General features: G+C 74.2%; 24 protein-coding genes. 6 read left to right on the forward strand and 18 right to left on the reverse strand.

What is annotated here, in order from left to right; genetic code table 11:
- Positions 1-363: 363 nt before the first annotated feature.
- Positions 364-2,346, forward strand: a complete 1,983-nt coding sequence (locus ACFVNO_RS11430) for a heavy metal translocating P-type ATPase (RefSeq protein ID WP_378892016.1) — start codon at positions 364-366, stop codon at positions 2,344-2,346.
- Positions 2,347-2,500: 154 nt separating this feature from the next.
- On the opposite strand, the gene ACFVNO_RS11435 is transcribed toward ACFVNO_RS11430, so the two are convergent.
- Together ACFVNO_RS11435 and ACFVNO_RS11440 are read right to left on the reverse strand one after the other, a co-directional pair.
- On the reverse strand, positions 2,501-2,854 hold the full coding sequence (locus tag ACFVNO_RS11435) for a hypothetical protein (protein WP_378891683.1): 354 nt from the start codon (positions 2,852-2,854) through the stop codon (positions 2,501-2,503).
- A 1-nt stretch (position 2,855) separates the two neighbouring features.
- The gene (locus ACFVNO_RS11440) at positions 2,856-3,467 is read right to left on the reverse strand and encodes a TetR/AcrR family transcriptional regulator (RefSeq protein WP_220563933.1); all 612 of its coding nucleotides are present in this window, start codon (positions 3,465-3,467) and stop codon (positions 2,856-2,858) included.
- Between the two features lie 69 nt (positions 3,468-3,536).
- Here ACFVNO_RS11440 and ACFVNO_RS11445 point away from each other — a divergent pair, with 69 nt between their 5' ends.
- Positions 3,537-4,145, forward strand: a complete 609-nt coding sequence (locus ACFVNO_RS11445; protein ID WP_378891686.1) for a hypothetical protein — start codon at positions 3,537-3,539, stop codon at positions 4,143-4,145.
- A gap of 111 nt (positions 4,146-4,256) precedes the next feature.
- Here ACFVNO_RS11445 and ACFVNO_RS11450 read toward each other — a convergent pair whose 3' ends face one another.
- The 7 genes from ACFVNO_RS11450 to ACFVNO_RS11480 all read right to left on the reverse strand — a co-directional run bounded on the left by ACFVNO_RS11450 (position 4,257) and on the right by ACFVNO_RS11480 (position 11,202).
- Positions 4,257-5,018: a polyphosphate polymerase domain-containing protein gene (locus ACFVNO_RS11450; RefSeq protein ID WP_378891689.1), complete on the reverse strand. Its 762-nt coding sequence runs from the start codon at positions 5,016-5,018 to the stop codon at positions 4,257-4,259.
- A complete protein-coding gene (locus ACFVNO_RS11455; protein WP_378892019.1) occupies positions 5,015-5,608 on the reverse strand; it encodes a DUF4956 domain-containing protein in 594 nt (197 codons plus the stop codon). Before ACFVNO_RS11455 ends, ACFVNO_RS11450 begins: the two co-directional genes overlap by 4 nt.
- Before the next feature lie 165 nt (positions 5,609-5,773).
- On the reverse strand, positions 5,774-6,433 hold the full coding sequence (locus ACFVNO_RS11460; RefSeq protein WP_378891692.1) for a response regulator transcription factor: 660 nt from the start codon (positions 6,431-6,433) through the stop codon (positions 5,774-5,776).
- Positions 6,430-8,037, reverse strand: a complete 1,608-nt coding sequence (locus tag ACFVNO_RS11465) for an ATP-binding protein (protein ID WP_378891695.1) — start codon at positions 8,035-8,037, stop codon at positions 6,430-6,432. The genes ACFVNO_RS11460 and ACFVNO_RS11465 overlap by 4 nt, the downstream gene beginning before the upstream one ends.
- Positions 8,027-8,371, reverse strand: a complete 345-nt coding sequence (locus ACFVNO_RS11470) for a hypothetical protein (protein WP_378891698.1) — start codon at positions 8,369-8,371, stop codon at positions 8,027-8,029. The genes ACFVNO_RS11465 and ACFVNO_RS11470 overlap by 11 nt, the downstream gene beginning before the upstream one ends.
- Positions 8,372-8,495: 124 nt before the next feature.
- Entirely contained in the window at positions 8,496-9,935 is a 1,440-nt protein-coding gene (locus ACFVNO_RS11475) for an MFS transporter (RefSeq protein WP_355260703.1), read from the reverse strand.
- 67 nt (positions 9,936-10,002) lie between these two features.
- Positions 10,003-11,202: a M20 family metallopeptidase gene (locus ACFVNO_RS11480; protein ID WP_378891701.1), complete on the reverse strand. Its 1,200-nt coding sequence runs from the start codon at positions 11,200-11,202 to the stop codon at positions 10,003-10,005.
- A gap of 104 nt (positions 11,203-11,306) precedes the next feature.
- Between ACFVNO_RS11480 and ACFVNO_RS11485 the strand changes: the two genes are divergently transcribed.
- Positions 11,307-12,332 (forward strand): Lrp/AsnC family transcriptional regulator, encoded by a 1,026-nt coding sequence (locus ACFVNO_RS11485; RefSeq protein WP_378891705.1) that lies wholly within the window; start codon positions 11,307-11,309, stop codon positions 12,330-12,332.
- A 200-nt stretch (positions 12,333-12,532) separates the two neighbouring features.
- Here the strand turns inward: ACFVNO_RS11485 and ACFVNO_RS11490 are convergent, their stop codons facing one another.
- The 9 genes from ACFVNO_RS11490 to ACFVNO_RS11530 all read right to left on the reverse strand — a co-directional run bounded on the left by ACFVNO_RS11490 (position 12,533) and on the right by ACFVNO_RS11530 (position 18,341).
- Positions 12,533-13,510: an ATP-binding cassette domain-containing protein gene (locus ACFVNO_RS11490; protein WP_378891708.1), complete on the reverse strand. Its 978-nt coding sequence runs from the start codon at positions 13,508-13,510 to the stop codon at positions 12,533-12,535.
- 2 nt (positions 13,511-13,512) lie between these two features.
- Positions 13,513-14,361 (reverse strand): ABC-2 family transporter protein, encoded by an 849-nt coding sequence (locus ACFVNO_RS11495; protein WP_355260712.1) that lies wholly within the window; start codon positions 14,359-14,361, stop codon positions 13,513-13,515.
- Positions 14,354-15,154 carry an ABC-2 family transporter protein gene (locus ACFVNO_RS11500; RefSeq protein WP_355260715.1) on the reverse strand — a complete coding sequence of 267 codons (801 nt, stop codon included), beginning with the start codon at positions 15,152-15,154 and terminating at the stop codon, positions 14,354-14,356. The genes ACFVNO_RS11495 and ACFVNO_RS11500 overlap by 8 nt, the downstream gene beginning before the upstream one ends.
- A gap of 242 nt (positions 15,155-15,396) precedes the next feature.
- Positions 15,397-15,825, reverse strand: coding sequence for a hypothetical protein (locus ACFVNO_RS11505; protein ID WP_378891712.1), 429 nt, complete (start codon positions 15,823-15,825; stop codon positions 15,397-15,399).
- A 192-nt stretch (positions 15,826-16,017) separates the two neighbouring features.
- Positions 16,018-16,683, reverse strand: coding sequence for a hypothetical protein (locus tag ACFVNO_RS11510; protein WP_378891715.1), 666 nt, complete (start codon positions 16,681-16,683; stop codon positions 16,018-16,020).
- Positions 16,680-17,282, reverse strand: a complete 603-nt coding sequence (locus ACFVNO_RS11515) for a DUF6286 domain-containing protein (protein WP_355260724.1) — start codon at positions 17,280-17,282, stop codon at positions 16,680-16,682. Before ACFVNO_RS11515 ends, ACFVNO_RS11510 begins: the two co-directional genes overlap by 4 nt.
- A gap of 15 nt (positions 17,283-17,297) precedes the next feature.
- On the reverse strand, positions 17,298-17,633 hold the full coding sequence (locus ACFVNO_RS11520; protein ID WP_355260727.1) for an Asp23/Gls24 family envelope stress response protein: 336 nt from the start codon (positions 17,631-17,633) through the stop codon (positions 17,298-17,300).
- Positions 17,630-17,815: a DUF2273 domain-containing protein gene (locus ACFVNO_RS11525; protein ID WP_220563913.1), complete on the reverse strand. Its 186-nt coding sequence runs from the start codon at positions 17,813-17,815 to the stop codon at positions 17,630-17,632. Before ACFVNO_RS11525 ends, ACFVNO_RS11520 begins: the two co-directional genes overlap by 4 nt.
- A 55-nt stretch (positions 17,816-17,870) precedes the next feature.
- On the reverse strand, positions 17,871-18,341 hold the full coding sequence (locus tag ACFVNO_RS11530; RefSeq protein WP_355260731.1) for an Asp23/Gls24 family envelope stress response protein: 471 nt from the start codon (positions 18,339-18,341) through the stop codon (positions 17,871-17,873).
- Between the two features lie 447 nt (positions 18,342-18,788).
- On the opposite strand from ACFVNO_RS11530, the gene ACFVNO_RS11535 reads away from it, so the two are divergent.
- The 3 genes from ACFVNO_RS11535 (at position 18,789) to ACFVNO_RS11545 (ending at position 20,880) form a co-directional block, all read left to right on the forward strand.
- Entirely contained in the window at positions 18,789-19,373 is a 585-nt protein-coding gene (locus tag ACFVNO_RS11535) for an RNA polymerase sigma factor (RefSeq protein WP_378891720.1), read from the forward strand.
- Positions 19,364-19,918, forward strand: coding sequence for a hypothetical protein (locus tag ACFVNO_RS11540; protein ID WP_378891723.1), 555 nt, complete (start codon positions 19,364-19,366; stop codon positions 19,916-19,918). Before ACFVNO_RS11535 ends, ACFVNO_RS11540 begins: the two co-directional genes overlap by 10 nt.
- Before the next feature lie 125 nt (positions 19,919-20,043).
- Positions 20,044-20,880: an ACT domain-containing protein gene (locus ACFVNO_RS11545; protein WP_378891726.1), complete on the forward strand. Its 837-nt coding sequence runs from the start codon at positions 20,044-20,046 to the stop codon at positions 20,878-20,880.
- Positions 20,881-20,889 lie beyond the last annotated feature (9 nt).

Raw genomic sequence — 20,889 nt, forward strand, 5'->3', positions numbered from 1 at the left:
TTGCGGGGGGTGAAGGCCATGCGGCGCGGCGATCCGTTCGGAGGATACCCCTCCTGGGTATGTTCCGGGGGAGAGGAGAGTGACATGAGCGCACACGACCACGACGGCCACCGCTCCGGCGGGCGCCGCGACGCCCCCGCCCCGCCCGGCGTCCCCGCGCCCCGCCCGGACCACGGCGCCACCGCCCACACCGGTCACGCCGAATCCGACGCCGGCTCGGACCACCCCGAGCCCTCAGAGCCCTCAGGCCACACCGAACACCGCGGACACGTCGGCCACGCGGGCCGTTCCGGCCATGGTGAGGGGCACGCCGACGAGGGTGAACACGCCGGGCACACGGGTCACGGCGGCCACTCCGGGCACATGGGGCACGGCGGCGGGCACGGGGACCACGCGGCGGTGTTCCGGACGCGGTTCTGGTGGAGCCTGCTGCTCAGCCTCCCCGTGGTGTTCACCAGCCACATGGTCTCCGGGTGGCTGGGCTACCACGTGGCCGAGCCCCTGACCTGGATCCCGCCGGTGCTGGGCACCGTCGTCTACCTCTACGGCGGCTGGCCGTTCCTGTCCGGGGTCGCGGACGAGCTCAAAGCGCGCAGGCCGGGGATGATGACCCTGGTCGCGATGGCCATCACCGTCGCCTTCGGCTCCAGCCTGCTGGCCACCTTCGGCGTGGTGGGCATGGCGCTCGACTTCTGGTGGGAGCTGGTCCTGCTGGTCGTGGTGATGCTGCTCGGCCACTGGCTGGAGATGCGCGCGCTGGGCCAGGCGTCCGGCGCCCTGGAGGCGCTGGCCGCGCTGCTGCCGGACCGCGCCGAGCGCGTCGGCGCCGACGGCGCGGTCGAGGAGGTCGCCATCGCCGACCTGCGCACCGGCGACACCGTGCTGGTCCGCTCCGGCGGCCGGGTGCCCGCGGACGGCACCGTCGTACAGGGCGCGGCGGCCGTGGACGAGTCCATGATCACCGGCGAGTCCCGCACCGTCACCCGCGGCGAGGGCGACCGGGTGGTCGCCGGGACCGTGGCCACCGACTCCGCGGTCCGCGTCCGGGTGGACGCGGTCGGGGAGGACACCGCGCTGGCGGGCATCCAGCGGCTGGTCGCCGAGGCGCAGTCCTCCACCTCCCGCTCCCAGGTGCTGGCCGACCGCGCCGCGGGGCTGCTGTTCTGGTTCGCGCTGGGCGCCGCGATCGTCACCGCCGTCGTCTGGTCGGCGCTGGGCGAGGCCACCGAGGCCGTCGAGCGGACCGTGACGGTGCTGGTCATCGCCTGCCCCCACGCGCTGGGGCTGGCGATCCCGCTGGTCATCGCGATCTCCACGGCGCTGTCGGCGCGCAACGGCATCCTCGTCAAGGACCGGCTGGCCCTGGAGCGCACCCGCCTGGTGGACACCGTCCTGTTCGACAAGACCGGCACCCTGACCAAGGGCGCCCCGGCCGTCGTCGACCACGCCGCGGTCCCCGGCGGGGACGCCGCCCGGGTGCTGGCCCTGGCGGGGGCGGTCGAGGCCGACTCCGAGCACCCGCTGGCCAGGGCCGTCGTGCGGGCCGCCGAGGACGCCGGCGGGGTGCCGGCCGCCACCGGCTTCCGGTCGCTGACCGGGCGCGGGGTGCGGGCCGAGGTGGACGGCCGGACCGTGCACGTGGGCGGTCCCGCACTGCTGGAGTCCCTGGAGCTGACCGAGCCGCGGGAGCTGGAGGAGCGCACCCGGCCCTGGCGCGAGCGGGGCGCGACGGTGCTGCACGTGATCGCGGGGGAGGAGGTCGCCGGGGCGCTGGCCCTGGCCGACGAGGTGCGGCCGGAGTCGCGTGAGGCCGTCCGGCGGCTCAGGGGTCAGGGGATCTCGGTGGCGATGGTCACCGGCGACGCCCGCAACGTGGCCGACGCGGTCGCCGCCGACCTGGGGCTGGACGAGGTGTTCGCCCAGGTCCTGCCGGACCAGAAGGACGCGGTGGTGCGCGACCTCCAGGAGCGCGGCCGCACGGTCGCGATGGTCGGCGACGGCGTCAACGACGCCCCCGCGCTGGCCCGGGCCGACGTCGGCATCGCGATCGGCGCGGGCACCGACGTGGCCATCGAGTCGGCGGGTGTGGTCCTGGCCTCCGACGACCCGCGGGGTGTGGTGGCGGTGCGCAGGCTGTCGCGGGCGAGCTACCGCAAGATGATCCAGAACCTGGTCTGGGCGGCGGGGTACAACGTGCTCGCGGTGCCGCTGGCGGCGGGTGTGCTGGCGCCGGTCGGGATCGTGCTGGCCCCGGCGGTGGGCGCGGTGCTGATGAGCCTGTCGACGGTCATCGTGGCGCTCAACGCCCAGTTGCTGCGCGGGGTGGACCTGTCCCCGGCCGATTAGGGGCGACCGTAAACCGGACCACGGCACCGGGGAGGGGTGGCGCGAAAGCGGTGCGGAGGGGAGGATCGGAGGGCCGGTCCTCCCTGACGTAGCGGGAAGGGGCGGTCGGCGAGGGCCACCGCCCCGCTTCGGATACGGGGCGGCGGCCCGCTCCTCACCGCACCGCGGCGGTCTTCTCCCAGGCCGGGTCGTAGTCCGGGTGGTCGGCGTACACCAGCGCCATGCAGGCGAGCACGCGGGCGGCGACGGCGGCCGCGGTCTTCTCGGCGCTCTCCTCCCACAGGCCGGAGTCCGACACGGACGGGGAGCCCCCGTCGTCGAACCAGTCGCCGAACCACCCGGAGACGGCTTCGACCCAGGCCCAGTCCTCGTCGGCCGAGGCCTCCCGGCGCAGGGCGTCCAGTGTGGAGACCAGTGCGCGGTGGGACCGGGCGACGGGGTCGCCGGGCGGCGCCTCGCCGATCCTGGCCCTGATGAAGTGTTCGAGCCTCTTCTCCGCCTTGCCCATGTCAGCTCCCCTGTTCGGGCGGTCGCAGTGAGTCCAGGTGTCCGGCCAGCACGCGGACGGCCCGCTCCGCGGCGGCCCGCCGGTCCGTGGCGCCGACCAGGCCGTGCAGGGCGAGGCCGTCCACGAGGGCGTGCAGGCGGGTCGTCTCCAGGTCGGGGTCGGCGTCGGGGCGGACCTGCCCGGTCTCGCGCAGGTGCTCGAGCACCAGCCGGCAGGCTTCGCGCAGGCCCTGGTGGGCCTTGTCGCGGATGGCGCGCAGTCCCCGGTGGGCGGGCATCTCGGCGATGATCGCCACGTCGAGCTCCATCTCCGCGCGGCGGGTGTCGTCCAGCGGGAGGAACTCGTGGAGCATGCGCTCGGCCATCTCGCGGGGGTCGTGCAGCCCGACGTGCCGCACGACCCGGGACCTGGCGCGCTCGTAGACCAGGGCCATGGAGAACTCCAGCAGTTCGGCCTTGCTGGGGAAGACGTGCCGCACGGACCCGACGGCCAGTCCCGCCTCCGCGGCGACGGTGCGCACGGAGACGGCCGCGACGCCGTCGCGGAGGATCACGCGCCAGACCGCCTCGGCGATCTCCTCCTTGCGCTGCTCGTGGTCGATCAACTTGGGCATGGAGACATGCTAGCACGACTGTGCTACTGTCCTGGTACGGTCGTGCTACTAAAACCGGAGGGGAGTCCCGTGTTCGAGTTGGTCTCGGAGAACCCGATCGCCGCGGTGATCGTGATGTGCGAGTTCGGACTGTGGGTGCTGCTGGGGGCGGGACTTGCGCTGCGCTACCTGCTCCGGTGGCGCGCCCTGAGCACGCTGGTGCTGTGGTCCATCCCCCTGCTGGACGTGGTGCTGGTGGTGGCCACCGCGCTGGACCTGCGCGGCGGCGCGGAGGCGGGGATGATCCACGGGCTGGCCGCCGTGTACCTGGGGTTCAGCGTCGCCTTCGGGCCCGCGATCGTGCGGTGGGCCGACGTGCGGTTCGCGCACCGGTTCGCGGGCGGGCCCGCCCCGGTCAGGTCGCCGAAGCGGGGGCCGGGGCGGCGCGCCCACCTGATGCGCGAGTGGTACCGCGTGGTGAACGCCGCCGTGATCACCTCGGTCACCCTGCTCGTCCTCGTGGTCCTGTTCGCCGCCCCGGAGGGGCGGGAGGCGCTGCTGTGGTGGATCGGCCGGGTGTGGGTCGTGGTGGGCCTGTGGTTCGTGTTCGGCCCGCTCTGGGAGAGCGGGAACATCCTCGCGCGCGGCGACGAGGAGCAGGACGAGCGCGCCGGGCGCGGCGAACGCGCCGCGCGGTAGGACGCCGGCGCTCCAGGCCCGTCCCGACCGGGCCCGGGGGCGGGGCCCGGTCGAGGTGTCGACATGTTCCCTGGTCAGGCCCGTTGTTTCACGTGAAACAACGGGCCGCCGTCATGCCGCGGCGCGCTCCAGCGTCGGGTGGTCCAGGCAGGCGGCCATCGCACGGTGCCACTTGTTGCCGCGGAACCCCGGCTCCAGCGCCGCCAGGGTCGACGCGTACTTGGTGAACGCCACCTCGCGGAACCCGAGCGCGTGCAGCCGCCGCTCGGTCTCCGTGAGCCCGCCGCGCGTCTTGACCTCCAGCAGTGCCCGACCCGGCCGCATGGCGACCGACCAGCCCCCGCGCCGCCCGACCAGTTCGGTGTCCACGGTGACCCGCTCCTCGCCCGACAGGGCCACCGCGGTCGCCCGGCGGTAGTCCGTCACCGCGCTCGGCGCCAGCACGTCCGGCGGCTCGATCCCGTACGCGGTGAGGGAGTCGTCCAGGAAGCGCCGGGTGGCCGGGGTGAGCCGTTCCGGGGAGCCGTCGTGCTCCATCCGCACCTTGTCGGTGATCCCGCGCGCGCCCTTGAGCTTGACCTCGAACATCCGCGTCCCGGTGTCCTCGTAGGTCCGCACCCGCACCTTGTACCGGAGCCGCCGGCCCTGCCGGTGGTCCCGGAAGCACCGCAGGTCCGGGGTGTCCAGGTAGGTGGAGGAGTACCGGAACGACGTCCGTCCGCCGATGGTCAGCACTCCGAACCGGGCGGGGGAGAACAGGTCGTCGACCACCTCCTCCGGCACCAGGTACTTGCGGCAGGTCCGCGTCACCAGCGCGGCACGCTCGTTGATCTCCTCCAGGGAGAGCGCGGGCAGCCCCGCCGGAGCGCTCATCGGCCCTCCCACCGGGAGGCCGCGCCGCTGCGGGCGGGCGCCGCGCCCGGCGCCGGGACCCGGAACCGCACGTCCACGACCATCAGGTCCCGCACGTAGTCCACCTCGACCACGTCCACCCGGATCACCTGCGCGCGCAGCCGCGCGGCCAGGTCCTGGCGCAGCGCCACCGGGTCCTCGTGCACCGCGTCCAGGGTGAGCATCCGCCGTTCGTGCCGGGACAGCAGTCTGGGGTGGTCGCCCACGTACATCACGGTCAGCAGCAGGGCGTTGAGCCCCAGCAGCACCCACGGCGCCGACATCGCCACCGCGTTGATCAGCCCCAGCGCGATGGCCGTGAAGTAGTACCCGATCTCGCCCTGGCTGATGAGGTCGGAGCGCAGGCGCAGGATCGACAGCACACCGAACAGCCCGAACCCGACCGCCAGCGCCACTTCCTGGCCGGTCATCATCGACACCACCGCGAAGATGCCGGTGTTGAGCGCCACGTAGGCCAGCAGGAGGTCCCGCCGGCCGTGGCGGCGGAAGTAGAGGACGTACGACAGCAGGGTGATCGCGATCATGTCGATCGCCAACGCGAACCAGAACATGGTGACCATCGTGTGCCGCACGGGTGAGGCGGTCATGAGCGCCGCATGAGGGAATCCTCATGCGGGGGACACGGGTCCGCCACCCGCCGTCCACCCCGCCCCGGACGCGCGAAGGGCCGGGGACGCCCGTCCCCGGCCCCATCTCCGGCCCCGCCTCCGGCGGCCTCAGTCCATCAGCCGGTACCCCATGCCGCGCACCGTCACGATCCGGTCCGAGCCCACCTTGCGGCGCAGCGCCCGCACGAACACGTCGACCACGTTCGACCCGGGATCGTAGTCGTAACCCCACACGTGGGACAGCATCTGCTGCCTGCTCAGCACCTGTCCGGGGTGCCGCATCAGCAGCTCCAGCAGCGCGAACTCCCGCGCGGTCAGGTCCACGGTGTCGCCGTCCACCGCGACCCTCCGGGTCCTCAGGTCCAGGGCCAGCCCCCCGGCCTGGAGCACGGTCAGCTCGCCGCTCCGCTCACGGCGCATCCGCAGGCGCACCCGTGCCAGCAGCTCCTCGAACCGGAACGGTTTGGTGACGTAGTCGTCCGCCCCGATCTCCAGGCCGGTCACCGTGTCCCGCACCCCGTCGCGGGCGGTCAAGATCACGACCGGGGTGTCCACCCCCATCGAGCGCACCCGCCGCAGCACGTCGAACCCGTCGGTGTCGGGCAGCCCCAGGTCCAGCAGCATGAGGTCGAACCCGCCGGTCACGGCGTAGTCCACGGCCTCCGCGCCGGTGCCCACCACGGTCGTGGTGAACCCGCCCGCGGTCAGCCCCTTGCGGATGAACGAGGCGATCCTCTCCTCGTCCTCGACGATGAGGATGCGGCTCACAGCTGCTCCCTTCCCTGGGGGATGACGAGGGTGAACGTGGACCCCTGGCCGAGCGCCGAACGCAGGTCCACCCTGCCCCGGTGCGCCTCGGCGATGGCCCGGACGATCGCCAGGCCCAGCCCGGCGCCGCCCCCGCCCGCGCGGGCCGCCCCGCCGCGGGAGAACCGGCCGAAGATGCGCCCCTGTTCCTCGGGGGCGATGCCGGGGCCCTGGTCGGTGACCCAGAACAGCACGTCGGGGCCGTCGACCATGGACCCGATCCTGATGGTGGACCCGGGTTCGCTGTACCGGACCGCGTTGGCCGCCAGCTGCACCATCGCCTGGGTGACGCGCTGCGGGTCGAGCCGCCAGTCCCCTTCGGCCATGGCGTCCAGCCGCCAGTCGCGGTCGCCCAGCCGCCGCACGTGGGCGTCGATGTCGCTGGTCAGTTCGGCCAGCGACACGGGCTCGGCGCGCACGAAGTCGGGCTGCTGGGACTTGGCGAGCAGCAGCAGGTCCTCGACGATGCGGCCCATGCGGTCCAGCTCGTCGGTGACCAGCCGGATCACCTCGCGCCGCTCCTGCGGGTCGTCGCCCATGAGCTCCAGGTGCCCGCGCACGATGGTGATGGGGGTGCGCAGCTCGTGCCCGGCGTCGTCGACGAACCGCCGCTGCTCGGTGAACGCCCCCTCCAGCCGGTCCAGCATGCTGTTGAACTGCTGGGCCAGGGCGGCGATGTCGTCGCGCCCGGACACCTCGATGCGCCGGGTCAGGTCCTCCTCGGTGATCTCCGCGGCGGTCTGGCGCACCAGCCTGACGGGGGCGAGTATGCGTCCGGCCACCCACCAGGCGGCGCCGCCGGCGGCGACCAGGCCGATCAGGCTGACCAGGGCGATCGTCCGTACGGTCTCGGCGACGGACTCCTGGTCGGGGTCGGTGAAGTAGCCGGTGACGAACCAGCCGTCCGCCCCGGCGGCGTCGGGTGAGCGCACCCGGACCTTGACCCACTCCATGGGGCCCGCCGGGGTCTGGAGGGTGCCGCGGCCGTTCGGGTCGTCGAGGATCTCGGCGACCAGTTCGGGGTCCGCGGACACGTCGAAGAGCGGCTCCTGGGCCTGGCGGATGCGCCCGGCCTCCCGGGAGGCCGCCCCCCCGGCGGCGCCCCCGCCCGGGGCCGCGCCCGCGGGGCCGGAGGAGCCCTCGACCCAGCCGAACAGGATCTCCGACGGGTACGGGAACTGCCGGGCCAGGTGGACCTCCATGAGCTCGGAGACCTCGGTGAAGGCGGCCCCGGTGTCGGGGTCCTTCCCGACCCTGGCGAACTCGTTGAACTCGCCGAGCTCCTGCTCCAGGGCCCGGTCGGCCCGGTCGCCCACCCCGCCGCTCAGCGCGCTCCAGGTGACGAGCACGACCAGGGCCAGGGTCAGGGCCATGAGCAGGATCACCCACGCCATGATGATGAGCCGGGCCGGCAGGATCCTCCTGTGCCCGTGGTGCTCCTCGGCCGCCATGTCCCGGAGCACCATGGTGGGGAACACCGCGGTGTTGCCGGAGGACGCCCGGTGGACCCGGTGGGCGTCGGTGCCCAGGTCCTGTGTGGGGGAGTCGGGCCCGTCAGTCGTCATCGTCGTCCCCGTCGTCGTCATCGTCGCAGCCGTCATCGTCGTCGCCGACGCAGGCTGTGGGGGAGGGGGTCGGGGACGGCTCCTCGCTCGGCGGCGCGGACGTCTCGGACGGCTCTTCCCGGTCGGTCACAGGCGGTGGGGGCGGAACGACGTTATCCCCTCCCGCCGATACCTCGGCCTCGGGCACGGCGCCGGGGGACTCGCCCACGACGACCTCGCCCGGGGGCACCGGGGCGGCGTCACCCGACGACAGGTTCCAGGCGAGCCCCGCCCCCCCGAGCAGGACCGCCGCGGCGGCGGCCACCGCCGCCGGCAACACCCATGGTGATCTCATACTCCCCGAGCCTGCCCGGACGGGGCGAAGGCGCGATGAAACGCACATGAGGTTTTCTTCATCCGCGCACACGGGACGGGCCCCGGGACCCTGAACGCGGTCCCGGGGCCCGTCGGGCCGCGGGTCAGGCGTCGGCCCCGACCCGCCGCCCGGCCCGCCCGCTCCGCCCGGCCAGGACGGCGGTGACCACCGCCAGGGCGGCGCTGATCCCCCACACCGCCCGGTAGGCGTCCAGTGAGGGCAGGTCGGTGCCCTGGATCAGGAGCATGCCCAGCAGCGAAGCGGTCAGCGCCCCGCCGACGCTGCCGCCCAGCGTCTTGAGGTTGTTGTAGAACGCGGTCGCGCTGCCCGAGCGGTCCTCGGCGCTGTCCTCCACGATCACCGTGGGCAGGGCGCCCAGCGCCAGGCCGAACCCGAGCCCGGCCACGGCGAAGCAGGAGACGAAGGCGGGCAGCGACGCCCACGCCGCGGCCAGCCCCACCGTTCCCGCCGCCATGAGGACGAACGACAGGCCCACCGTCCGCCGGTACCCCAGCCGGGTCGCGATCGGCGCGATGCCGCTCGCCCCGATGAACGCCAGCACCGTCGGCACCGCGATGACCAGGCCGATGCTCATCACGTCCAGCCCGAACCCGTAGCCGGTCCGCTCCGGGTCGCTGGACAGGTAGGTCACCGCGATGCTCTGCCCGCCGAGCATGATCACGCCCAGCGTGAATCCGCCCAGGTACTGGGGCGCGATCCGCGGGTGCGCCACGGCCCGCACGTCCACCAGCGGGTTCTCGCTGCGCAGCTCCACCCGCACCCACAGGACCAGCAGCACGACCGCCAGCACCGCGCCGCCGAGCACCACCGGCGACGTCCACCCCAGCTCGTTGCCCTGGGACACGCCGCCCAGCAGGCTGACCAGCGCCAGGCCCAGCAGGATGCCGCCCGCCCGGTCCATCCGGCCCGAGGCCCGGTTCCGCGACTCGGGCACCTTGAAGTACGACAGCGCCAGGCAGCCCGCGGCCAGCACGGCCAGGATCCCCAGGGTGACGCGCACGTCGCCGAGGGCGGTCTGGAGCACGCCCACCAGCAGGACCCCCAGCAGCGAGCCCAGGGTCAGCGAGCCGACCAGCATGCCGATGGCCCTGCGCCCCTGCTCGGGGGAGAGGCGGTCCCGGACCAGCCCGATCTCCAGCGGCAGCAGGGCGGCCAGCGGGCCCAGCAGGGCCCGGCCCACCAGCAGCACGCCCAGGGTGGGCGCCAGCGCGACGACCACGCTGCCCACGGCGATACAGGCCAGCGACACCCGGAGCATGCGGCGGTACCCGTACAGGTCGCCCAGGCGGCCGAACACGGGGACGCTCACCGCGGCCGACAGGTACTGCACGGCGTGGATCCAGTGCAGGTCGGCGCCGGAGATGTCCAGTTCCTCGCGCAGAGGCGGCAGCAGCGGGGTGATGGAGCCCTGGAGCAGGCCGCTGGTGAGCTCGAAGAACACCAGCAGGCCCACGACGGCCACCACACCGGTGGTGGCACCGGGCGCCGCCGTGCTGTCGGGCGACGAGGGGGGAACGCTCATGGCAGGCCTTCCGTACGGGGTGAGGGGATGGGCGGGACGGCGCACGGCCGCGGGCCGGCGGCCGGGGTCAGGCGTCGCCGCGCGACAGGCGGCGCACCGCCAGCTCGGCCAGCAGCGCGGCCTGGGCGGGCAGCACCGCGTCGTCGTAGCGGGCCTGCGGGGAGTGGTTGGCGGGCGCGGAGCCGGGGTCGGCGCCGGCAGGGGTGGCGCCGAGCATGAGCATCGCCCCGGGCACCTCGCGCAGCACGAGGGAGAAGTCCTCCGAACCCGAGGCGGGCACCGGCGACACGAACCCGGCGTTCCCGCCGAACAGGTCGTGCACCGTGTCCATGGCGAAGGCCGCCTCGGCGGCGTCGTTGACGGTCACCGGGTACAGCACCCGGTACTCCACGTCGGCCTCCAGCCCGTGGGCCGCGGCGATCCCGCGGACCAGGGCGGGCAGGGCCTCCCTGAGGCGCTCCTGGTTGGCGGGGGAGTAGCTGCGCACGGTCGCCTCGAACTCGGCCTCGTGCGCCAGCACGTTCTGTTGGGTCCCGGCGGCCAGGCGGCCCACGGTGACGACCACCGGGTCGAAGATGTCGTAGGTGCGGGTCACGTGGCTCTGCAGCGCCAGCACCATCTCGCAGGCGGCGGGCACCGGGTCCTTGCCCCGGTGCGGCGACGAGCCGTGGCCGCCCTCGCCGCGCACGGTCACCCTGAGCACGTCGGAAGCGCTCATGACCACGTCCGGCTTGGTCGCCCAGAACCCCGCGGGCAGCATGTTGGCGGCCACGTGCACGGCGTAGGCGGCGTCGAGGGGCCTGCCCGCCGCGTCGAGCACGCCCTCCTCGATCATCATCCGGGCGCCGTCGTGCCCCTCCTCGCCGGGCTGGAACATGAACACCACGTCGCCGGGCAGCTCGTCCCGCACCTCGCACAGCAGACGGGCGGCGCCCACCAGGCCGGCGACGTGCAGGTCGTGGCCGCAGCCGTGCATGACGCCGTCGAACCGGGAGGCGTACTCCAGGCCGGTGTCCTCCCGGACCGGCAGGGCGTCCATGTCACCGCGCAGCAGGACGGCGCCTCCGGGGCGGCCGCCGCGCAGGACGGCGGTGACCGAGCCGAGCGCCCGGCCCTCGGTGATCTCCAGGGGCAGGCCCTCCAGGGCGGCCAGGACCTTGGCCTTGGTCAGCGGCAGCGCCAGGCCGATCTCCGGTTCGCGGTGCAGGGCCCGGCGGAGCTCCACCAGGTCCTCGCGGTGCTTCTCCGCCCGTTCCACCATCCGCATGCTCGGGTCCCCCCGTCGTTCACGTTCTCCGACCGGGCCAGGATGGGGCGGTATACCTGTAGGGGCGCCGATTTCATCGGAAAATCGCAGGTCGGGGGAGATCCATGCCGGAAAACCGCATCCTGGACGATGTGGACCAGCAGCTGGTCCACGCCCTCCAGATCTCCCCGCGCGCCTCCTGGACCGTGCTGGGCCGGGTCCTGGGGGTAGACGCGGCCACGGTCGCCCGGCGCTGGCAGCGGCTGCGGGACTCCGGGGCGGCGTGGATCACCTGCTACCCGGGGGCCGCGCTGGCGGGGGCGGGCGGCTGCCTGGCGTTCATCGAGGTGGACTGCGCCGGCGGCCACCTGCTGCCGGTGGCCCGCGCCTTCACGGAGCTGCCGCACGTGTCCACCGTCGAGCACGTCACCGGGGACCGGGACCTGCTGCTCACGGTGATGACCGAGGACGTGGGGGCGCTGTCCCGCTGGGTGGTGGGCTCCCTGGACACCATGGAGGGGGTCCGCGCCAGCCGCACCCACCTGGCGGGGGCGGTCTTCACGGAGGGCAGTCGCTGGAGGCTGCGCGCGCTCACCCCCGCCCAGGTGGAGCGCCTGTCCGCCGAGGCGTTCCCGGTGGAGGCCGCGGACCTGCCCGACGAGCTGGACCGCCGGATCATGGTGGAGCTGTCCATGGACGGGCGCATGCCGTACACCGCCCTGGCCGAACGCTGCGACAGCAGCCCCGACACGGTGAGGCGCCGGGTCCGCCACCTGTTCGCCGCCCGCATGGTGCAGGCCCGCTGCGAGGTGGCCCGGCCGCTGTCGGACTGGCCGTCCGTCGTCCTGCTGTGGGCGGGCGTCCCGGCCGACGCCATCACCGAGGCGGCCCAGCGCATCACGGCCATGCGCGAGGTGCGGCTGTGCGCCGGCGTGACGGGGCGGCACAACCTGCTGATCGCCGCGTGGAGCCGGTCGGTGGAGGACTCCCAGAGGTTCGAGGCCGACCTGATGCGGGTGGTGCCCGAACTGGTCGTGGGCGACCGGGCGATCGGCCTGTGGCAGGCCAAGCTCCTGGGGCAGCGCCTGGACCAGCGGGGCTACCGCACCGGCGGGGTCCCGGTGGACCCCTGGGCCGTCCCCGGGGCCTGAACCGCGGGAACGGCCCGGGGGCGGCCTCACCGTCACGGTCGGCTTCCCGGCCGTGGAGGGTGACGCATTCGGGCGGTGACGCAACTACGCAACGAAAGCGCTGCCGCCCGCGGGGCGGGTTTTCGTCACCGCGGGCGACGGCCGACACGCCCGGGGCGCCGCCAACGAAAGGCGTCGGCGGCGCCCCGGCGGGGTCCGGCTCAGGCGGGCCGCGGTTCGGCGCCCCGGTACAGGGCCGCCACCACGCCCTCGATGTCGGGCTCCTGGAGGGTCAGGTCGGCGATGTCGTGCCCCGCCGCGACCCGCCCGATCACCGCCGACGGGTTGTCCGCCAGTTCCAGCCACTGGCGGGGCCCCTCGGTCCGTACGCACCGCGCGCCCGCCACCTCCAGCGGCGGGGCGGGCTCGGCCAGGTCCACCACCAGCACCCGGGGCGTGGGCACGGCCGCGCGCAGTCCGTCCAGGTCGCCGTCGTAGGCCAGGGAGCCGTGGTCGATCACCACCACCCGCTCGCACAGGCGCTCCACGTCGCCCAGGTCGTGGGTGGTGAGCAGGATGGTGGTGCCTTCCTCGGCGTTCAGCCGCAGCAGGAACTCGCGGATGGTCGACTTGCTCACCACGTCCAGGCCGATGGTGGGCTCGTCCAGGACCAGCAGCCGGGGCCCGTGCAGGAGGGCGGCGGTGAGGTCGCCGCGCATCCGCTGGCCCAGGCTGAGCTGGCGCACCGGGGTCCGGAGGAAGGGCCCCAGCTCCAGGAGTTCGGTGAGCTCGGCCAGCCGCCGGGCGTGGTCGGCGGCCGGCACCCGGTACATGTGCCGGGTCAGCTCCAGGCTGTCCTTGAGCGGCAGGTCCCACCACAGGGTGGTGCGCTGGCCGAACACCACCCCGATCCGGGCGGCCAGGCGGGTCCGCTCCCGGGACGGCTCCACGCCCAGCACCCGCAGGCGCCCGGCGGTGGGGGAGAGGATGCCGGTCAGCATCTTCATGGTGCTGCTCTTGCCCGCGCCGTTGGGGCCCAGGTAGCCGACGATCTCCCCGGCCCTGACGATGAGGTCGATGCCGCGCACGGCGGACACGGTGCGCCTGGTGCGGCGGAACAGCGGGCCCTCGGACAGCACGAAGTCGCGGCCCAGGCCGACCGCCTCGATGACGGTCTCGTCGGAGTGTGCACGGGTCATCTTCAGCTCCCGGTGGATCGGTAGTGGCGCAGGCCCAGCCGCCACAGCAGGGCGGCGGCCGCGCACGACAGGGCGGCGACGAACGGCGGGGCGTAGCGGAGGAGGCCGGGCAGCCCGGTCGGGTCCGGGCGGTCCAGCAGGTACAGGACCGGCTGCCAGCAGACGAACGCCAGCGGGACCGTGAAGGTGACGGCGTACACGACCCCCTTGCCGTAGATGGACAGCGGGTACTCGGTGAGCGCCTGCCCGCCGTAGGTGAGGGAGTTGGCGGCCTCGCGGGCGTCGGCGACGAAGAACTGCAGGCACCCGCTCGCGGTCCAGACGGCGGCGGCGATCGCCACCCCCGACACCAGCAGGACCGGCAGCATCAGGACCTTGCCGGGGGTCCAGTCGATGTCGCAGTGGTACAGCGCCACCCCCATGACCACGGTCGCCGGGACCACCCGGCCCAGGCGGCGCAGCGCGAACCGGTCGGTGGCGATCTGGATGAGCGGGGAGACCGGCCGCACCATCATGACGTCCAGGGAGCCGTTGCGGATGTGCTGGCCCAGCCCCTCCACCATGCCCATGAGCATGTCGGCGGTGGCGAACACCAGGTTGGACAGGGACGCGATGAGCAGGCCCTCGGCCAGGGAGAAGCCGTCCAGCGCCCCGGCGTGCCCGAATACGACGAACACGGCGGAGATCTCCGCGATCGCGCCCAGGGAGGTCCCGAAGGTCATCAGGGCCAGGGAGGCCGGGTACTGGGCGAGCGCGCGGCTCCAGGTCCAGGCCAGCAGGAGGTAGGTGCGGACCGGCCGGGTCAGGCGTTCGACGGGCCGGTCGGGGGTGCGCGGGAGGAGGTCAGCCACCCTGGACCACCACCTTGCGGGTGGCGAGGGAGGTGAGCCACGCGCCGAGCAGCAGCAGGGCGGCCGCCCACCCGGCCTGGAGGGCCAGTCCGCCTACGGCGGTCCCGCCCGGCAGGCTCTCCTTGCCCAGCATGACCTCGGCGGGGATCTGGACGGTCGCCGCCCAGGGCAGGACGCGCAGGACGTCGGCCACGGCCGGCGGGAAGAGGGGGAGGGGCAGCAGCATCCCGGCGGCCACCGGGCCGACCAGGCCGACGACCGCCCAGATCCCCCGGGTGTCCAGGATCCAGAACCCGGCCACCTCGTACAGGTAGCGCAGGGCGAACCCGATGACCGCGGCCAGGGCGACGGAGGCGAGGACCAGCGTCCAGTGCCCGAGCGTCCCCGGCAGCAGCAGGTCGAACAGGAGCACCCCGACGAGGAAGGTCGGGACGCCCCGGAAGACGATGCTGAACGTGGCCCGGCCCAGGTCCTCGGCCAGCCACCAGCCGAGCAGCGGGACCGGGCGCAGCAGGTCGGTGCCGACGGCCCCGCTGCGGATGCGCTCGCCCAGGTCCAGCGGGGGACCCATGATCGCGACGGTCGCGATCAGCGCCTGGCAGACGAACACCTGGGTGACGGCGTCGGCCGCGTCGTACCCGTTGATCTCGGGGCGCACCGAGAAGAGGGCGAGGAGGACGGCGGCGTTGATGCAGCCGAAGACGGAGTTGGTGAAGATGCCGGCGATCGTGGCCGCGCGATAGGTGGAGTACCTGCGCAGCCCTCTGATGTACACGGCCGGATAGACGCGCACGAAGGAAGACCCCCTGGGACGTGCTCTGTGTGCACTACGTGCTGGATGGGAACTTCGCGCCCGAAAGGCGCGGTGTGTCCGGCACGTCCCTGACGCGCGAGGGGCTCAGGTCCGGGTCGCCGCGAAGGGTGAACATAACACGTCCGCGCGGCGGCCGGGGAAGGGGCGGACGGGTCCCGTCCCGGCCCCCGGTGTCGGGGCGGGACCCGGTGCGGCCGGTGTCGCCGCGGTGGAGGTCGGGCTCAGGGCGCGGTGCGTGCGCCGTCCGCCCCCTCGGGGGACCCGGGTTCCCGCTCCTGGAAGGAGTGGCGGAGGTCCTCCTCCGCGCGCCGGTCAGCGAGGAAGGCGGCGATCAGGAAGGTCAGCCCCAGCGCGGAGGCGACGGCGGTGGCGGGCATCGTCCAGACCGCCTCCGGTCCGAAGCCGCCGAGGAGGGTGGGAGGGGTCGGGTGCGCCAGGAGGAGCACCGCCACCACGGTGAACCCGGCCACGACGCCGACGACGGCGAACACGCCGGTCGCGGCGGTGAAGCGGGGCGCCCGCATCAGCACGGTGGCGGGGGTGTCCTCGCTCCGCCCCGTGGTCGTTCCGATGTCTTCGGCCTCCGGGATGGGGGAGGCCGTGGTGCTGGTCGTCATGCCCGTCGAGGTGAGCCCGGCAGGGATTCTCATGTGATCTCCCGTGTTCCGTCACTCTGTTCTTGCCGCTCGTCCTGAGGACGAGATCGGGCTTGATCAACTCACGCCCTAATCTATGTGATCTAGTTCACTTTCCCCCTCGGAGGAAAAAAATCTACCTCGGACGGTGATTTTACGTTCACCAATAGTCGCCCAAGGGTTGCGAGGGGGTTGCATCACCGCTGTTCACAGCACCTTTCTGGTGGACTCCCCGCCCACCGCCACCACGGCGAGCGTCGGCACCGCCGGGACGCCCAGGGACATCCGCAGCGGCTCGACCGCCGTCTCCCGGCAGCCGTCCAGGAACTCGCGGAGATCGGTGTCCGGGGACACGACCGCCTCCAGCCGCAGCCACGGGGCGTTCTCCGGACCGTGGAGCCGGGCGCGCGCCCGCACCGCCCCGGGCACTCTCTCCACGGCTTCGGCCACCGCGTCCCCCAGGGCGTTCCCGGACAGGACGGTCAGGCCCGCGGCCGAGTCCGCGCCCCGCACCAGCCGGCGCAGCCGCCCGGTGTCCCGCTGGGCCAGCAGCCACCACACGCCCAGCAGGACGGCGGCCAGCCCGACGGCGGCGACGGCGTAGGGCAGCAGCTGCGGTGGGACCGGTGGTGCGAGCCGCGGCCGGAGGTCCAGGCCCCCGGCCGCGGGGAGGCCGGCCCGGGCGGCGGCCCCGGCGGCCCCCAGGGCGCCCGCGGCGATCAGCGCGGCACCCAGGGCGAACGAGAGCGCGCGGTTCAGGCGCGACCGGCGCGTCGCCCCGCGGAAGGGGCGGCGCGCGGGCCCCCGCTCCGCGCTCACCGCCTTCTGCACGCGGCCCTCTTCCTGCGTACGGTTCTCACGGATCGCCGTCATGCCGGACCCACCTCGCGCACGCGCGCCCGGACCGCCGGACGGGGCAGCACCCCGAGCTCCCCGGCCCTGCGGCGCACAGATTCCTCCACCCGGCCGCGCAGGGCGCCGGAGGACCCCCGCATACGGGTGGAGACCAGGACACGCACGCGCCGCCTCCCCACCCGCACGCGGGCACCGCTCACACCGTCCACCTCCCGTGCCTCCTCGGCGAACAGCCGGGCGGCCGCGCCGCGGGTGAGGCCGCACACGAACAGCGGGTCGCCGGTCACCAGCGCCAGCGGCCCCCGGCCGCCGCGCGCGAGGGAGGACACGACCAGGGCGGTGCCGACGACCAGCGCGGCGGCCGACAGGACGGCCGTCGCGCCGACGCCCGACACCGCGGCGGACAGGTCGCCGACGGTCCGGACGGCCGGGTGGTCCGGAACGAGGGCCCGGGCCGGGGCGACCGCCCCCGCCGCCGCCCCGGCCAGGACCAGGGATACGGCGCACAGCACCGCGGTGCCGGTCCGGCGCGGACGCAGCAGGCGCAGCGCGGTGCGCCGCGCGGACCGGGACCGCTTCTTCTCGGAGTTCTTCTCCGAGTTCTTCTCGGGACACATGGAAGGCCTTCCGTGTCAGCGAACGACCGGTGGGAGGACGAGGCGGACGATGCTGACGTCCGCCGTGTGGACGCGCAGTCCCGTGGTCCGTTCCACCGCGGCGACGAGCCGCACGCGCAGGTCCGCCGCGGCCGCCTCCAAAGGGCGGGGGTAGGCCATCGCGACCTCCACGCGCAGGGCGACGCGAGAGCCCCCGCGGCTCACCTCGACCCGCACCGGGGAGCCCGCGATCGCACCGCGCAGCGCCCCCTCCAGGGGGCGCACCGCCTCGTGGCGCAGCGCTTCGTGGCGTACCAGGCGCTCGATCACGCGGTCGGCGACGACGGTCCGGCCGGGGGTGGGCGCGCTCACCGCACGTCCCTCCGGTCCCTCGGTGTGAACAGGGCGGCGAGGTCCACCTCGCCCGCGTAGGCCCTGCCGAGGAGGAACCCCAGCGCCCCGAACAGCAGGACCAGCAGGAACGCCCAGAACCCGCCGAACGCGGCGGTGAGTCCCAGGACGACGCCGAAGGCGAGTCCGACGATCGGCCACATGACTGCTCATCTCCGGTCTTCGTGCTCGGTCTCACGGGTGGTCACGACGGGCCCCTCACTGCACACGGGGCTCGTTGCCGGAGGCGTCCTCGCCCTCGCCGGGGAGGTGGATGTCGTCGACGGCCACGTTCACCTCGGTGACCTCCAGCCCCGTCATCCGCTCCACGGCCGAGACCACGTTGCGCCGGACCTCGGCGGCCAGGTCGGGGATGACGGCGCCGTACTCGACGACCAGGTTGATGTCGACCGCCGCCTGGCGCTCCCCGACCTCGACCGCGACCCCCCGGTCCGCGGCGGCCGAGGAGGTCGAACCGGGGATGCGCTCGCGGACCGCGTCGAAGGCGCGGGAGGCGTTGCCGCCCATCCGGTGGACGCCGCGGACCTGCCGGGCGGCCATGCCGGAGATCTTGGCGACCACGTGGTCGGCGATCACGGTGCGGCCCTGCGCGTCGCCGTCCGTGGCGGTGGTGACGCGGCGCAGGTCGGTGCCGGCGGTTCCGGTGCCCTGGGGGTTCTCGGCTGCCATGTCCGTCTCCTCTGTCTCTGCTTCTGTTCCTGCTTCGGGTGGCTCTGCTTCGGGTTCGTGCTCGGGCCGACGGCGCCTGATCAGCGCGGCGGGGCGCCGGGGGCCGCGACGCGGTGCGCCGCGGACCGGAGGCGGGAGAGGCGCAGCCTCGCGCCGGTCACCGCGTCCGCCGGACGGGGGAGGGGGCCGCCGGGCGCGGGGGACGCGCCGTCCCCGGCCCGCCCGGGCGCGTTCGCCGGGGCCTCCCGCCGCGTCGGTGTCCTGGCTTCTGCCATGGCCGGTCCTCCGTGTCCTCGTGTGCGGCACGCCCGTTCCGGTGCCGTCGTCCGTGAAGACACGGGAGCCCGCGCTGGGCTCACGGTGGATTTCACGTGATGCGGATCACGTTTTTTCAGTGCTGGAATGGATACTGAATGTACCTGTCCGAATACCGTGAGTGGGTGATCCGTGTCAGATGAGCTCCGGGAGGAGTCCGCGGCACCGGCCGGGCCGGAGGACGCCGTCCCCGAGGCCGTCCTGGTCGAGCGTGCGCAGGACGGCGACGACACGGCGTTCGAGATCCTGCTGACGCGGCACCAGGACGCGGTCTACCGCATCGCGCTGCGCATCCTGAGGGACCCGGGCGACGCCCGGGACGCCGCCCAGGAGGCCCTCATCACGGCCTGGCGCAAACTCCCCGAACTGCGGGACCCCGGGGCGTTCGGCCCCTGGCTGAAGCGCATCGCGGGGCGGCGCGCCCTGAACCTCCTGCGCTCCAGGGCGGACACCGAACCGATCGACGAGCAGGCCGCGCCGGACCCCCGCGACGCCGGGCCGGACGCCGAGGCGCTGGCCGGCGACCTGCGGGGCGCGCTGATGCAGGCCCTGGCCGGACTGCCCCCGGGACAGCGCACCTGCTGGGTCCTGAGGGAAATGGAAGGATGGGGATATGAAGAGATAGCAGAAGTCGTCGACGCGACCCCGACCGCCGTGCGTGGGCGGATCCACCGCGCCCGCACCCATCTCGTGAAGGCTCTTGCACCATGGCGCTAGAACCGCCCGACGACGGCGCTGACGGCCTCCTCCCCTGCGGGAACGAGGAGGACGTGCTGGTGCGGAACCTGATGGAGGGCCGCACCACCGAACACGAGGCCCGCTGCCCCCACTGCCAGGCCACCGCGCGCGACCTCGCCCCGCTGGTGTCCGCGCTGCGCGAGCCCGAGACGGAGGCGGTCAAGGCCCCCGCCGGGCTCGTCGAGGACGTCATGCGCGCCATCCGCGCCGAACGCGGGAACCGACGCTCGCTGCTGCTCGGCGGACCCGGCCCCGGAACGACCCGGATACGGGAGTCCGCCGTCGCGGCCATGGCGCGCTACGCGTCCCGGAGGGTCCCCGGGGTGCTCGTCGGCCGCTGCCGGGTGGAGCGGGGGCCGGACGGGCTCGCGGTCTCCCTGACGGCGCGGGTCGCCCACGGCACCCCCATCGCCGGGGCGGCCGAGGACGTGCGCCGCACCGTGCGCGACATCCTGGAACACCGGCTGGGACTCCCGGTCGTCCGGATCGACATCGAGGTCGTCGGGCTGATCGAGTCCGACTGAGCAGGGAGAACGCTCACGCGGGACCGGCGGTGCGGGCGGGGCGGTGACGGGACTCACGCCCCGCCTTTACCGCCCCGTCATCGGACGGAGCACGGGCGCAACGTCGGCTTGGCACCGTCGGACCCATGGACGCTACCGATGCCCACGACGGAACCGACGACCGGCGCACCGGCTTCCTCGGCAGGGAGGCCCTCGACTTCGGGGTTCTGCTGACCGCCGCCGGGGCGGCGCACCTGGTGGTGCTCTCCCTGGGCCACAGCGACGACGGGGCCCGCGCCCTGCTCGCGGTCGGGACGCTGCTCGTCCTGGCCTCCGGCCTGCACCGCTGGTACCGCCACCGGAGGCCCGCGGCCCCGGCCGCGCACCGGGTGGAGACCCGCCGCCCGCACGGTGCCGCACCCGTCCACGAGCCGCTCGGCGACCGCCTGTGGAGCGTGCGCGTCACCGTCGCGGACGTCCCCGGCGGGCTCGCCGCCCTCACCGCGGGGTTCGCGGCCCTGGGCGTGGACATCCGCCTCATGCACGTCCACCCCGCCGGGGCCGAGGCCGTCGACGAGTTCTTCGTCAGCGCGCCCGCCAGGGTGGGGGCGCACGCCCTGCACGCCGCCGTCCGGGAGGCGGGCGGCCGCGACGCCATCGTGCGCACCGCCGACCCGCACGAGCTCAGCGACACCACCAGCCGGACCCTGGCCCTGGTCGGGGCGCTCGCGTCCGGGGACACGACCCTGGAGGACTCGCTGCTGTCCCTGGCCGCCGCCCGCGTGGTCGAGACGGCGGACGCGCCGCCCGCCGGCCTGGGGCGCGAGGACCTGTCCGGCACCGTGATGACACTGCCCGCCCCCGACGGCCGGGTGCTGGTCGTCCGGCGCTCCGGAACACCGTTCACGCCGGTGGAGTTCGCCCGCTGCCGGGCGCTCGCACAGGTCGCCGCCACCCTGGGCAGCCGGACCGGCGGCGCCTGAAGGGGCGGA

The sequence above is a fragment of the Nocardiopsis sp. NPDC057823 genome, from assembly GCF_042797335.1.
GTDB lineage: Bacteria > Actinomycetota > Actinomycetes > Streptosporangiales > Streptosporangiaceae > Nocardiopsis > Nocardiopsis changdeensis.